Source organism: Pseudodesulfovibrio sp. 7M6, assembly GCF_050058625.1.
GTDB classification, from domain to species: domain Bacteria; phylum Desulfobacterota; class Desulfovibrionia; order Desulfovibrionales; family Desulfovibrionaceae; genus Pseudodesulfovibrio; species Pseudodesulfovibrio salinus.
Window position 1 is genome coordinate 2,488,521 of the sequence record NZ_CP188816.1, and the last position, 13,512, is coordinate 2,502,032.

At 60.7% G+C, this 13,512-nt stretch carries 13 protein-coding genes; 10 read left to right on the forward strand and 3 right to left on the reverse strand.

The annotated features are described in order from the left end of the window. Positions 1 to 84 precede the first annotated feature (84 nt). The 3 genes from ACI0FG_RS11890 to ACI0FG_RS11900 form a co-directional block, all read right to left on the reverse strand. The gene (locus tag ACI0FG_RS11890; protein ID WP_419785215.1) at positions 85 to 1,338 is read right to left on the reverse strand and encodes an EAL domain-containing protein; all 1,254 of its coding nucleotides are present in this window, start codon (positions 1,336 to 1,338) and stop codon (positions 85 to 87) included. A gap of 106 nt (positions 1,339 to 1,444) precedes the next feature. Next, positions 1,445 to 1,777, reverse strand: coding sequence for a P-II family nitrogen regulator (locus ACI0FG_RS11895; RefSeq protein ID WP_419785216.1), 333 nt, complete (start codon positions 1,775 to 1,777; stop codon positions 1,445 to 1,447). Positions 1,778 to 1,828: 51 nt separating this feature from the next. After that, a complete protein-coding gene (locus ACI0FG_RS11900; RefSeq protein WP_419785217.1) occupies positions 1,829 to 3,178 on the reverse strand; it encodes an ammonium transporter in 1,350 nt (449 codons plus the stop codon). 535 nt (positions 3,179 to 3,713) lie between these two features. Between ACI0FG_RS11900 and ACI0FG_RS11905 the strand changes: the two genes are divergently transcribed. The 10 genes from ACI0FG_RS11905 to ACI0FG_RS11950 all read left to right on the forward strand — a co-directional run bounded on the left by ACI0FG_RS11905 (position 3,714) and on the right by ACI0FG_RS11950 (position 13,499). Next, positions 3,714 to 4,511, forward strand: a complete 798-nt coding sequence (locus ACI0FG_RS11905) for a 2-amino-3,7-dideoxy-D-threo-hept-6-ulosonate synthase (RefSeq protein ID WP_419785218.1) — start codon at positions 3,714 to 3,716, stop codon at positions 4,509 to 4,511. A gap of 17 nt (positions 4,512 to 4,528) precedes the next feature. Continuing rightward, positions 4,529 to 5,512 (forward strand): 3-dehydroquinate synthase II family protein, encoded by a 984-nt coding sequence (locus ACI0FG_RS11910; protein ID WP_419785219.1) that lies wholly within the window; start codon positions 4,529 to 4,531, stop codon positions 5,510 to 5,512. A 93-nt stretch (positions 5,513 to 5,605) separates the two neighbouring features. After that, positions 5,606 to 6,706, forward strand: coding sequence for a prephenate dehydratase (gene pheA / locus ACI0FG_RS11915; protein ID WP_419785220.1), 1,101 nt, complete (start codon positions 5,606 to 5,608; stop codon positions 6,704 to 6,706). After that, positions 6,706 to 8,052 carry a 3-phosphoshikimate 1-carboxyvinyltransferase gene (gene aroA / locus ACI0FG_RS11920; protein WP_419785221.1) on the forward strand — a complete coding sequence of 449 codons (1,347 nt, stop codon included), beginning with the start codon at positions 6,706 to 6,708 and terminating at the stop codon, positions 8,050 to 8,052. Before pheA ends, aroA begins: the two co-directional genes overlap by 1 nt. 1 nt (position 8,053) lies before the next feature. Then, the gene (locus ACI0FG_RS11925) at positions 8,054 to 8,854 is read left to right on the forward strand and encodes a prephenate dehydrogenase/arogenate dehydrogenase family protein (protein WP_419785222.1); all 801 of its coding nucleotides are present in this window, start codon (positions 8,054 to 8,056) and stop codon (positions 8,852 to 8,854) included. 232 nt (positions 8,855 to 9,086) lie between these two features. Beyond that, positions 9,087 to 10,544, forward strand: coding sequence for an anthranilate synthase component I family protein (locus ACI0FG_RS11930; RefSeq protein WP_419785223.1), 1,458 nt, complete (start codon positions 9,087 to 9,089; stop codon positions 10,542 to 10,544). Beyond that, positions 10,525 to 11,097 carry an anthranilate synthase component II gene (locus ACI0FG_RS11935; RefSeq protein WP_419785224.1) on the forward strand — a complete coding sequence of 191 codons (573 nt, stop codon included), beginning with the start codon at positions 10,525 to 10,527 and terminating at the stop codon, positions 11,095 to 11,097. Before ACI0FG_RS11930 ends, ACI0FG_RS11935 begins: the two co-directional genes overlap by 20 nt. A gap of 5 nt (positions 11,098 to 11,102) precedes the next feature. Then, positions 11,103 to 12,110, forward strand: a complete 1,008-nt coding sequence (trpD, locus tag ACI0FG_RS11940) for an anthranilate phosphoribosyltransferase (RefSeq protein WP_419785225.1) — start codon at positions 11,103 to 11,105, stop codon at positions 12,108 to 12,110. Next, positions 12,100 to 12,870 (forward strand): indole-3-glycerol phosphate synthase TrpC, encoded by a 771-nt coding sequence (locus ACI0FG_RS11945; protein WP_419785226.1) that lies wholly within the window; start codon positions 12,100 to 12,102, stop codon positions 12,868 to 12,870. Before trpD ends, ACI0FG_RS11945 begins: the two co-directional genes overlap by 11 nt. Positions 12,871 to 12,872: 2 nt before the next feature. Continuing rightward, entirely contained in the window at positions 12,873 to 13,499 is a 627-nt protein-coding gene (locus ACI0FG_RS11950) for a phosphoribosylanthranilate isomerase (RefSeq protein ID WP_419785227.1), read from the forward strand. Positions 13,500 to 13,512 lie beyond the last annotated feature (13 nt).

Consider the following 13,512-nt stretch of genomic DNA (forward strand, 5'->3'; position numbering starts at 1 on the left):
CCGGACCTTAAACCGGCCGCATCAAATCCCCTCAGTGCCGCCTAGCGATTGCGGCCAGCATGTCCTGATTTTACCAAAACGGTATCAGAACAGCCCGTCATCCTCACGGCTCATGTCAGCGCACAGAATCAGATGCCTGCCGCTCCCCTTGTGATAAAACACGTGGGAAATGGTCGTGCACAGGTTGCCCGATGCGAGCGAGATATAGGGCTCCGATGTAAATTTCTCCAGCCCGGCCTGAATGGGCAGAAAATATTCCTTGAGCGAATGGTCCGCCCCCTTGTGCGCCGGTTCGTAGAGCAATCGCTTGCTTTTCTTCAGCTTGCCCGGATTACAGAAGGTGTCGGACATCTGCCTGCCCCGCATGTCCAGCACGTAGACGCATTCCAAATTGGGGTAGGAATCCAGGAACAACGTCATGGCCTGCCCTATCCCCATGGAAGGCGTTTCCGCCAGTGAGTGGCTCATGGTCAGCATAAGCAGATCGTAACTGGAATAAAGCCGCTTCCGCCGGGCAATGAGCCGGGTCTGATTTTCGCGATGTTTCTCGGCCAAGGCCGCCATCTTGTCCTTGAGTGCGGGCACGGCATCCAGGCCCGGAGCCGGACGGGCAAAGAAAAATCCCTGAAAGACATCCACACCGTTCGAGAGCAGACACATCGCCTCGTCTGCTGTCTCCACCCCCTCGGCAAGCACCAGACAGCCGATGCGCTGGGCCATCTGCACAAAACTGCGAACCACCTCCAGCTTGTGGAAACGGAGATGCACGTCGGTAATCAGGGAACGGTCCAGCTTGATGACATCGGGCTTGACCAGCGGGATGCGGTCCAGGTTCGAAAAACCGACGCCGACATCATCCAGGGCAATGAGAAAATTCTTTTTTCGATAGAAGCGGACAAAGTCCATGAGCGCGTCCAGATCCTGGCAGCGGGACTCGATGAGCTCGATGATGACGTTGTTCGGATTTACGTCGTACTTCTTGACCAGCTTGAGCAGATGATTGGAACCCCGCGTGTCCTCGTTGATGCAGGAAGCGTCGATGTTCATGGAAAGCATGACGGACTTGTCATGCCGGTGAAGGGAGGCAAAGGATTCAACCGCCTTGGTTCGGCAGACCCGGTCCAGAGCGAGCCGGGATGCTCTGTCCCGGGCCTGACCGAACAGCAGGGTTGGAGGTATTAAATCTCCACTTTGGGGGTTAAAGCCTCTGCTCAGTGCTTCCAGCCCGATAACCGCCTTTCGCTTGAGCGAGACCTGGGGCTGGAAGTGAGTGAGAATGGATTCATTCTCTAAAATTTCTTGAAGATCCGCCACGGCTTCCACCACTTGACTTTCCATTGCTGAAATTTCTTTTGCAGGTTGCCGTGGGAGTGTCTTGCGGATTGGCGCCGGGGCGGGGGGAGCCGCCCCGGCGCTCATATGCTATCGCAATCCGCTTCTTGAACTAGAGGATACCTTCCTCGCTGGTTCTGATGCGCAGGGCCCGGGTCAGTTCGGAGATGAAGATGACACCATCGCCTTCCTTGCCGGTAACGCCAGCGGACAGAATTGCCTCAATGGCCTTGGCTTCGAAGTCGTCGTTCACGCCGATTTCAAGGCGCACTTTCTTGAGCAGGTTCACTTCCATCTGGACGCCGCGGTAGGTCTCGGTAAACCCCTTCTGGCGACCGGAACCCAGGATGTTGGTGATGGACAGGGAGTAAATCTCCTTGGCGTACAAGGCCTGCTTTACGTCGTTAAGCTTTTCGGGCCTGATGTATGCTATGATAAGCTTCATTGTACTAATCTCCTTAATGTGGCTGCTAATCGTATGGAAGAAGGTGCCGGACTACTCGTTGCTGAAGAGCTGGAAGCCATTGTAGGCCTCGGAACCGTGCTCGGCAATGTCCAGACCCTTGAGTTCCTCTTCCTTGGTGACACGCAGGCCGAACACGCCCTTGACGACGTTCATCAGGATGTAGCCGGTGCCGAATGCCCAGACGAAGAACACACCCACGCCGAGGAGCTGCACGCCAAGCTGGCCGAAGCCGCCGCCGTAGAACAGGCCTCCGTCAACGTTGAACAGACCGCAGGCGATGGTTCCCCAGGCGCCGCATACACCGTGGACGGAAGATGCGCCGACAGGATCATCGATCTTCAGAACCTTGTCGAAGAACTCGATGGCCAGGACAACCAGCAGGCCGGCGATAAGGCCGATAAGGATTGAGGCACCGGGGGTAACAGTGGCACAGGGGGCGGTGATACCGACCAGACCGGCCAGGCAACCGTTGAAGGTCATGGAGATGTCCGGCTTGCCGAAGCGGAACCAGGCAAGGGACATGGCACCAAGGGTACCGGCGCAGGCGGCCAGGGAGGTGTTCATGGCGATCAGGCCGATGGTATCGTCAGCAGTGGTGGTGGAACCGGGGTTGAAACCGAACCAGCCGAACCAGAGGATGAAGACGCCGAGGGCAGCCAGGGGAATGTTGTGACCGGGAATGGCGTTGGCCTTGCCGTCTTCGGTGTACTTGCCGATGCGGGGTCCGAGGACGATGGCACCAGCCAGGGCGATCCAGCCGCCAACGGAGTGGACGACGGAAGAACCGGCGAAGTCGCAGAAACCGAGGCCTTCCAGCCAACCGGCGCCGCTATCGCCCAGCCACAGGGAACCCCAGGCCCAGTGGCCGGAGATGGGGTAGATCACAGCGCTGATGACGATGGAAACGATGATGTAGCTGGAGAACTTGGTGCGCTCGGCCATACCACCGGAAACGATGGTGGCGGAAGTCGCGGCAAACACGGACTGGAAGAACCAGAAGGTGTAGGACCAGCCGTCGGGGTGCGCGCCCAGAGCGAAGCCGGAGGTGCCGAAGAACCCGCCGGAATCGATACCGAACATCAGGCCGAAGCCGATCAGGAAAAAGCAGATGGAACCGGCGGCAAAATCCAGGAAGTTTTTCATCATGATGTTGCCGGCGGACTTGGCGCGGGTGAAACCGCACTCGACGCAGCCGAAACCGGCCTGCATGACCATGACCAGCACTGCGGCCACGAGGGTCCAAAGAATGTTGCCGTTGGCCTGGGTGAGGTACTCTACCTCATCGGCGAAAGCGAGGGTCGGGACAAGGATGGCCACCATAGCCACCATTGCTGCCATGACCTTCTTGGACGGGGGGGTCGGGGACTTTCTCAAAAACATTGCGGTACTCCTCCTTGAAGTGGAAAGCGTTCAAACCTGACCTTCTCTATCAAAACGCGTGCCAAAGTCGATTTTTGTTACTATTCACGTAAAACCGCCACAGTCTGCTATGTTTTGATGATCTTTTTTTATCAAATTTGTAATTTATTACAATTTTGAAGCCGCCATATTACATCAAAATTGTCAATCACCCGCATACCTCAGAAAAATGACCGTCGGTCGCATATAATATTAGTAATGTACGACATCCCCTTGATTTTTACGTATTTTTTTTAATTGACAGATCTATTATCGCCGTGTAGACATAAATCCATGAACGTGAACACCATCTCCTCCGCATACTTTTCCAACTTTTATTTTGGATACTGGTATTTCCGCGCTTGCGGCCCGGAGAGAGGTGCTCTGTTACCCAGATAACAGGAAAACACACTAGCAAGAATCTCTTCAAGGGCCGCAGGCGAAAGCCGGCGGCCCTTGTCTTTTAGGGTCACCGGCCAGGCGCAGCTGACCCGGAAGAAAAAAAGGGAGCAAGACAATGCACATCGGAAAAGCCATCAGACTGGAGCGGATCATCAACCGCAACACGGGACGTACCATCATCGTCCCCATGGACCACGGCGTCACCGTGGGGCCCATCGACGGACTTGTGGACATGCGCGAGGCCGTGGGCAAAGTGGTGGACGGCGGCGCGAATGCCGTCATCGAGCATAAAGGCCTTGTGCGCTGCGGCCACCGCGCACAAGGTAAAGACATCGGCCTCATCGTACACCTATCCGCCTCCACTTCCCTCTCCCCCTTCCCCAATGCAAAAGCTCTCGTCGCCTCGGTTGAGGACGCCATCCGCCTCGGCGCGGACGCCGTCTCCATCCACTGCAACCTCGGTGACGAAACCGAAGCCGCCATGCTCAACGACTTCGGCGCCGTATCCTCCGCCGCCGCCAACTGGGGCATCCCGCTCCTGTCCATGGTCTATGCCCGCGGCCCCAAAATTTCGAATGAATACGACCCCGAAATCGTGGCCCATTGCGCCCGCGTCGGCACCGAGCTGGGTGCGGATGTGGTCAAGGTCTGCTACACTGGCGATATAGACACCTTCGCCAAGGTATGCGACGCCTGTTGTGTCCCCGTGGTCATAGCGGGCGGCCCGAAAATGGACAGCACCGAAGCGTTCCTCCAGATGGTGCACGATTCCCTGGAGGCTGGCGGAGCCGGTCTCTCGGTAGGCCGCAACGTCTTCCAGCACGACAACCCCACCAGGCTGGTGGAGTCCCTGAACATGATTGTTCATCAGGACGAGAGCGTGGAAGCGGCCCTCGCCCACCTTAACGGCTAACCAACGGAAAACATCCCATGAAAAAAGTCATCTTCAAATCCGTCCCCTTCGACAAGAAACTGATCACCCTGGCTTTGGAATCCGGTGTGGACGCGGTCATGGTCGAGCCCGACATGGTGGACGATGTCCGAGCCCTGGGCCGGGTCACGGTCATCACTCCCGATGACATGCCCGTGGTCGAACTCACGGAAAAGGCGGACGAGGACGTCGCCATCAAGGGCATCAGGGAAGGCAGGGACGTGGTCCTGAAAAAGGGGTGGGAGATCATTCCCGTGGAAAACATCCTGGCCCAGGTGGATTCCCTCGCCCTGGAATGCGAGGATCTGGACCGGGCCATCCTGGCAGCAGGCATTCTGGAGCGCGGCTGCGACACCATCGTGGTCCTGCCCGAAGGCGCAGCCGACCTCAAGCGCATCGTCGCCGAACTCAAACTCTCGCAGGGAACCATGGAGCTACAGACCGCCAACGTTACCGCCATCGAGCCTACCGGCCTCGGCCACCGTGTCTGCGTGGATACCATCTCCATGCTGAAAAAGGGGCAAGGGATGCTCGTGGGCAACTCGTCCGCATTCACCTTCCTGGTCCATGCCGAAACCGAATCCAACCCCTATGTGGCCGCCCGTCCATTCCGCATCAACGCGGGTGCGGTGCACGCCTACACCCAGATGCCGGGCGACAAGACCACCTATCTCGAAGAACTCGGCTCCGGCACCGACGTGCTCATCGTCGGCGCGGACGGCGCCACCTCCCTTGCCACAGTGGGCAGGGTCAAGGTGGAAGTACGCCCCATGCTGCTCATCACCGCCGAGGTCGAAACCCCGGAAGGTGTCAAGAAAGGCCAGGTGTTTCTGCAAAACGCCGAAACCATCCGCGTTGTCTCGGACAAAGGCGAACCCGTATCCGTGGTTACCCTCAAGGAAGGCGACAAAATCCTGGTCAAGACCGACGAGGCGGGCCGACACTTCGGTATGCGCATCAAGGAAGAAATCAAGGAAGGCTGATCCCGCTCCGGCTCTAGGGCCGGGACGGAACTTTTATATGATGATATGGTCCAGGTTCCTCACGCGGGAACCGACACCACCCCGGAGAAAAGAATGGCTGACAAGATCGAACAGACGGACACCCCCGATCTTGGGGAACTGCGCAAAAGGATAGACGGGCTGGACAAGCAGATCGTGAATCTGCTGAACCAGCGGGCCGAGGTCAGCCTCGGCGTGGGCCGATACAAGGCGGCGCACCACGAGCCCATCTACAAGCCGTTTCGCGAGCAGGAGGTTCTGAACAAAATTGCGGAATCCAGCCCCGGCCCGCTGCCGGACAAGCACCTGCGCACCATCTACCGGGAAATCATGTCCTCGTCGCGCCATCTGCAACGACCGGAACGCGTGGTCTACCTCGGCCCGGAAGGGACCTTCTCCTACTTCGCAGCCATGGAGCACATGGGCGGCGCGGCCGAGCTGACCCCCAAGGCGAACTTTGAAGACATCTTCCGGGCCGTGGCCGAGGAAGGGGCCGAACTCGGCGTCATTCCGCTGGAGAACTCCATCGAAGGCACTGTGGGGCAGGTAGTGGACCTGTTCATGAAATACACGGTCTACATTCAGGCCGAGGTCTTTTCGCGCATCAGCCTCTGCCTCATATCCAATGCGGAAAAGCTGGAGGATGTGGAAGTCATCTACTCCCACCCGCAGCCGCTGGGCCAGAGCCGCCAGTGGCTCCGCAACCACATGCCGGACATTCCCGCCATCGCCGCCGAGTCCACAGCCGAGGCTGCGGCAATAGTGGCGGGCAAAAAGAACGCCGCCGTCATCGGCCACGCCAAGCTGGCCGAGATGCACGGCATGAATCTGCTGGCCCAGCCCATCGAGGATCTGCCGGACAACTGGACGCGTTTCTTCATCATCGGCGCGGCGCCTTCCCAGGAGGATCGACGGGACAAGACCACCATCCTCTTCACCCTGCCCGACAAGCCGGGCTCCCTGGCGCGCATCCTGACCACCCTGGCCCACCAGTCCATCAACCTGACCAAGCTGGAATCCCGCCCCTTCCGGGGCGAGAAATGGAAATACGTCTTCTTCGCCGACCTGGAATGCGACCTAAGCGGCGGTAGATATGAAGATGTATTAGAAGACATCCGCGAGCAGTGCCACACCCTGCGCGTGCTCGGCACCTACCCCACCCAGGAGGCACGGTAATGGGCAAAGATCCAATCGTCATAGAGGCTCCGGCCAGCAAATCCCTGTCCCACCGCACGCTCATCGCAGCCGCGCTGGCAAACGGCGTTTCCACCGTCTCGGGCGTGCTCCACTCCGACGACATAGGGCGCACCCGCGCCTGTCTGGAGTCCTGCGGCGCAACCATCGAGGAAACGTGTGACGGTCTCCGGGTGCGCGGCATGGCAGACGGTCCCAAGGGCGGCAACGCGGACGGCAAGCACAAGGACGAGACGCCCCACGAGCTGTTCATGCACGAATCCGGCACCACCTGCCGGTTGATGACCGCCGTGGCCGCTGCCGGGCACGGCACCTTCCGGGTGCACGGAGCGGAGCGTATGCACCAGCGGCCCATGGCCGAACTGACCGAGGCCCTCTCCTCGCTGGGAACAACCTTCACCTATGAAGGCAAACCGGGCTTTCTTCCCTTTGTCATGACCGCCGCCGGATACACCGCCAAACAGACGGAGATCACGCTGGAGGAAAGCAGCCAATACCTTTCGGGCCTGCTCCTGGGCGCGCCGCTGGCCGACCACGACATCACCATCACCGTCACGGGCAAGAAGGCGGTTTCCTGGCCCTACGTGGCTCTGACCCTGCGCATCATGGAAGATTTCAAGGCGGAATTCGAAGTGCAGGTCAAGCGTGACGAAAAATGGCAAACCGTGCCCTGGCGGTCCATCAAGACCGCACATCCCGGCGAAACCCGCTTCGTGGTCCATCCCACAGGCTACGGCCCGACGGACTACCGTGTGGAGGGCGACTGGTCCAACGCCAGCTATTTCCTTGCTGCCGGAGCGGTAGGACGCCGTCCCGTACTGGTCAAGGGACTGGCCGCCGATTCACTCCAGGGCGACCGGGCCATTCTGGATATCCTCGGCCAGATGGGCGCGTCCATCAACGTCACCTTCGACGGCATCATGGTCTCTCCCGGACCGCTGCGGGGCGTGCGCGTGGATATGGGCCGCTGCCCGGACCTGGTGCCGACAGTCGCGGCGGTCGCTGCCTTTGCAGCCTCGCCCACGACCATCGAAAACATCGCCCACCTGCGCATCAAGGAGACGGACCGGCTGGCCGCCTGTGCGGCGGAAGTGGCCCGGGCCGGGGCGGCAACCGAAATGGGCGAGGACTTGCTGACCATTCGTCCAGGCGTGCTCAACAGGGGAAAATCCATAGATTTTCTAGCCTACAACGACCACCGCATGGCTATGTCCATGTCCCTCTTTCAGTTAGCCGATATCGAGGTAAACCTTGACAATACGGCCTGTGTCGGCAAATCATTCCCAGGCTTCTGGGACGAATGGAAAAAAATCACGGACCAGGCATAGCATGGACAAAATAATGAGCATGGGTACCAGCGTGGCCGAATCCGGCCTGCACAACATCGCCATAGTGGGCGCGAGCGGACAAATGGGTGGTCTTTTTCACAAGGACTTCACCGCCCTGGGTTGCGCCGTTTCCCCGCTGGACCGCGCCAGCACGGATGAGGATATGGCCGAGGCGCTGGACGGCTGCGACCTGCTGCTGCTCTGTGTGCCGGTCACGGCCATGGATGCGGTGCTCGACAAAGTCACGCCGCTGATCTCGGACCGGACCATACTCTGCGACGTGGGATCGGTTAAAATGCTGCCCATGAAGGCCATGCGCCGACGCCATGACGGCCCGGTGGTTGGCACCCATCCTCTGTTCGGCCCCGTCATCCCCGAGAATTTCACACCCAAGGTAGCCCTGGCCGCAGGGCGTCCGGCCGACCGCAGCGCAGCCGTTCGCGTGGCCTCCCTGTTCGAGGCGTGCGGCTATGCCTGTTTCGAGACCACGGCCGAAGAGCACGACCGGGCCATGGCCATCATCCAGGGGCTCAACTTCACGTCCACCGTGGCCTTTCTGGCCGCTGCCCGCGACGTGGAGCACATCGAGAATTTCGTCACCCCGTCCTTTATGCGGAGGCTGGAATCTGCACGCAAGATGCTGACCATGGACAGCGAGCTCTTCGAGATCATCTCCGAGGCCAATCCTTTCCTGCAGGAAACCAACCGCAAGTTTCTCTCCTACCTCAGCCTGGCCGCCGGTGGCGATCTTGACCTGTTGGCCGACCGGGCACAGTGGTGGTGGCACAACGAGACGTGTTAATGGGGTGCGGCGAAAAGCCGGACTGAGCGACGTTTGCAACAGAAGCCGCACCCCAACCAGGGTGCGGCTTTATTTTTATCAAGGAGTAAAAAAATGCCTTTCACGTGAAAGAAATTCGAAAACCGGAAGAAGCTGAAAGGCTGGGAGGTCATTCCCCGGCCCTACCACTAAGATCGAAAACATGGTTCCCGTTGCATCGTTGCGCGGAGAACCGCAACTCAAGGAATATTCGATGGATAAAATCACGTTGACGCAGCATGGCAAATGGTTGCCGGCCGACGTCCAGACAACCATCAGCCTGTATCTGGGGCTGGTGGGCGACCAACCGGGCATCCTGCTGGAATCCGCCGAAGTGGACGGCCGACTGGGACGATACAGCCTCCTGGCCTGGGATTACCGGCTCATGCTCCATCCGGTGGACGGCAAACTTGTAGTGGAGACGGACGATGACCGTCTGGCCCCGCTCAACTCGCTATCCGGCATGGACTTTCTCGACGGCGTCAAAGAAGCCGTCAAAGCCCTCAATATCACCCAGCAGACAGAAGGGCTGAGCGCGCGCGACACCCTTCCGGGCCTGACGCGCGGCCTGTACGGCTACTTTGGCTTCGGCGTGGCGGGCATGTTCGAGCGCAAGCTGCGGGATGTCTACAAGCCCGAGAACGCCGAGGCATGTCTGGTCCTGCCCGGCCAGATGGTCCTCTTCGACCACCTGCGCCACTCCTGCTGCTACCTGAGCCTGGATGAAGGGGCCATGCCCCGGCCCGCGCCCATTCAGTGGAGCATGGACCTCACCGCCCCGGAGGCCGGAACACCTACGGCCTATCCCGGCAAGGAAGGGTACATGGCCATGGTCGAGGAGTGCAAACGGCTCATCGCCGAGGGCGAGTGCATCCAGGTGGTGCCCTCCACCCGTTTCACCGTGCCGCTGCCGGATGAACCGTTCAAGATCTACCGCCGGTTGCGCCAGGCCAACCCCTCCCCATTCATGTTCTACATGAAATTCCCGGCCTGCGCCTCCATGGGCAAGACCTGCGGCTCCACCCTGCTCGGTTCCTCGCCGGAGCTGATGGTCCGCTCCACGGCCGGGCATCTGGAAGTCCGCCCCATCGCCGGAACCCGCTGGAGAGGCGAGACCGCCGAAGAGGACGCCCACCTGGCCAACGATCTGCTGAACGATCCCAAGGAACGGGCCGAGCACGTCATGCTGGTGGACCTGGGCCGCAACGACCTGGGCCGCATCGCCAAGGCGGGGTCGGTCAAGGTCGACAAGTTCATGAATGTCGAGCGGTTCTCCCACGTCATGCACCTCACCTCCTATGTGGAGGCGGAGCTGAAGGACGGGCTGGACGGCGTGGATGTCTTGCAGTCCACCTTCCCGGCAGGGACCCTCTCCGGCGCGCCGAAAATCCGCGCCATGGAGATCATCGCCGACCTGGAGCCCCAGGATCGCGGCCCCTACGGCGGCTGCATCGGTTGGATCGGCCTGGACGAGGGTGTGGTCAGCCTGGACATGGGCATAACCATCCGCTCCATGTGGATTCGCGACGGACTGTGCCAATGGCAGGCCGGAGCCGGAATCGTCTACGACTCCGACCCGGAAACCGAATGGAACGAGTGCAACAACAAGGCCCGCGTGCTGCTGGAAGTCATTTCCGGCAAGGGAGGAACCGATGTTTTTACTGATAGATAACTTCGACTCCTTCACCTTCAATCTGGTGCAGGCCTTCCAGCAGCTGGGGGCCGATCCCGAAGTGATCCGCAACGACCGCAAGGAAGTGCTGGAACTGGCGGAGAGCGGCAAGCTGACGCGAGTCTGCCTCTCCCCCGGCCCCTCCAACCCGCAAAACGCGGGCTACTGCCTGGAATTCCTGGCGCGGCTGCCCAAGGAAATCCCGGTACTCGGCGTCTGCCTGGGCCACCAGACCTTGGGCCACTTTGCCGGTGCGCCGGTAAGGCGTGCGGACCGCATCATGCACGGCAAGACCTCCCCCGTGTTCCACGAGGGCAAGGGCATCTTTGCCGGGCTCGCCTCCCCCTTCGAGGTCTGCCGCTACCACTCGCTCATCGTCCCCGCCGAGCAGGCCGCCGATGTCATCGACGTCACGGCCCGCACGGACCAGGACGAGGTCATGGGCCTTCAGTACAAGGACCGTCCCTGGTTCGGCGTCCAGTTCCACCCGGAGTCCATACTGACCCCGGACGGCCCCAAGCTGCTGCAAAACTTCCTCAACGTGAAAGGATAACCATCATGACTGTTTCAGAAATACTCGAAATATTGGCCCAAGGAAATTCCCTCACCGATGATCAGGCGGACTTCATGTTCGAGGAACTGATGACCGGCAAACTGGGCGAGGCCCAGGCAGGCGCCTTCCTCATGGGGCTGCGCGCCAAGGGCGAGGACTCCACCGATCTGGCGGCAGGCGTCCGCGCCGGTGTGGCCCATGCGCAAAAAATCCCCGGTTTCGACGGCACCCGCGCCGAGCCGGTCATTGACACCTGCGGAACCGGCGGCGACGGCCAGTGCAGCTTCAACTGCTCCACCGCCGTGTCCCTCTTCCTGGCCGACCAGGGCGTCACCGTTGCCAAGCACGGCAACCGCGCCCTCTCCTCCTCCTGCGGGTCCGCCGATGCCCTGGAAGCCCTCGGCATTCCGCTGGACCTCTCCCCGGAGCAGGCTGCCGAAGGCATGGAAAAGCATCACTTCGCCTTCCTCTTCGCCCCGATCTACCACACCGCCTTCAAGTACATCATGCCCGTGCGCAAACAGCTCGGCATCCGTACCCTGTTCAACTTCATGGGCCCGCTGCTCAACCCGGCGCGCCCCTCGCACCAACTCCTCGGCGTGGGCGACCCGGAACGCCTCTTTCTCATGGGTGAGACCCTGCTGCTCACCGGCGTCAAGCGCGCCCTGATCTTCTCCGGCGCAGGCGGCTTTGACGAACTGACCACGTGGGGCGTAAACCGGGGCTACATCATCAACGACGGCCGCATGGACAAGACCGTGGTCGATCCCGCGACCCTCGGTTTTGCCAAGCACGCGCCGGACGACGTGCGTGTCTCCGGCAAGGAGGACGCCGTGGAGAAACTCCGCGCCGTGCTGGACGGCAAGGGGCCCGAAGCCATGATGGACATGGTGGCCCTCAATCTGGCAGGGTGCCTCCAATTGCTGGACAAGGGCACCATGGCCGAATGCGCCGCCATGGCCCGCGATATCGTCAACCAGGGACTGCAGAAAGGACTCCCATATGCTGGATAAATTCAGAGAAGCGAAGCAGCTCGAAATCGACAGTCTTCGCAAGGACTTTGCCGAAGGCCGCATCCCGGCCATGTACAAGGGCGTCCGCCCGTCATTTGTCGAGTCCATCCGGGCCAAGGGGCCGGGAGCGATCATTGCCGAGTTCAAGCCCGCCAGCCCGAGCCGCGGCATCATCCGGGAAGATGTCAATCCTCTCGACTATGCCGAGGCCTATGCCGGAAACGGCGCAGCGGCCATCTCGGTGCTCACCGAGCACGTCTACTTCAAAGGCACGCCGGACTTCCTGTTCATGATGAACGGCCCCGGTGTCCCCCTGCTGCGCAAGGACTTCATCCTCGATCCGCTCCAGGTCGCCATGACCGCGTCCAGCCCGGCCTCGGCCATCCTGCTCATCGCCCGCATGTGCGATGACGCCACCCATCTCCGCCAGCTCATCGAACTGGCGCGGATGCCCGGTCTGGCCCCGGTGGTCGAAATATTCGACCAGGCCGATCTGGACCGCGCCCGCGAGGCCGGTGCGGATATCATCCAGGTCAACAACCGTGACCTGGACACCCTCCAGGTCACGCTGGATCAGGCCCGCCGCTTCATTGCCCAGAAGCAGGACGGCGAGCTGTGGATCTGCGCCTCCGGCGTAAATACGCGCGCCGAAGTGGAGGAAATGGGCAGCCTGGGATACGACGCCGTGCTCATTGGCACCAGCCTGATGGAAGCGGACGATCCCGGCGCCAAGCTTGCCGAACTGACGGGAGGCAAATAGCCATGCCCAGACCCGTGGTCAAAGTCTGCGGAATGACCCGCACGGAGGACGTGCAACTGTGCGCGGACCTCGGCGTGGATCTGATCGGGTTTATATTTCACCCGTCCAGCCCGCGCAACGCAGACCCGGACTTCGTGGCGTCGGTGCATACCGGCATCACCAAGGTCGGCGTCTTCGTCAAGCAGACCGCCGAAGAGATCATAGAGATCATGGACCGCTGCAAACTGCATGCGGCCCAACTGCATGGCGGCCACGACTACGAGACCTGCGAAAAGATCGGACCGGACCGGGTCATCCGGGCCTTCTGGCCGCAGTCCTATGCCTCCCAGGGAGCCATGGTCCGCGACATGGAACGCTATGCTGAAGTCTGCGGCCACTTCCTGCTCGACGCAGGGAGCAAAGGCCAGGGCGGCACCGGTGAATCGATTGACTTCACCACTTTGCAACACCTTGAAATACAAACACCTTGGTTCCTTGCCGGTGGGCTTGGACCCCACAACATCGACGCGGCTCTGGCTGCGAACCCGCCAGGGCTGGATATCAACTCCGGCGTGGAATCGGCACCGGGAATCAAGGACGCGGCCAAGCTGCGGGCGGTCATGGACCGCATCGCGGCCCTGGACGAATAAACTGACAACGCTG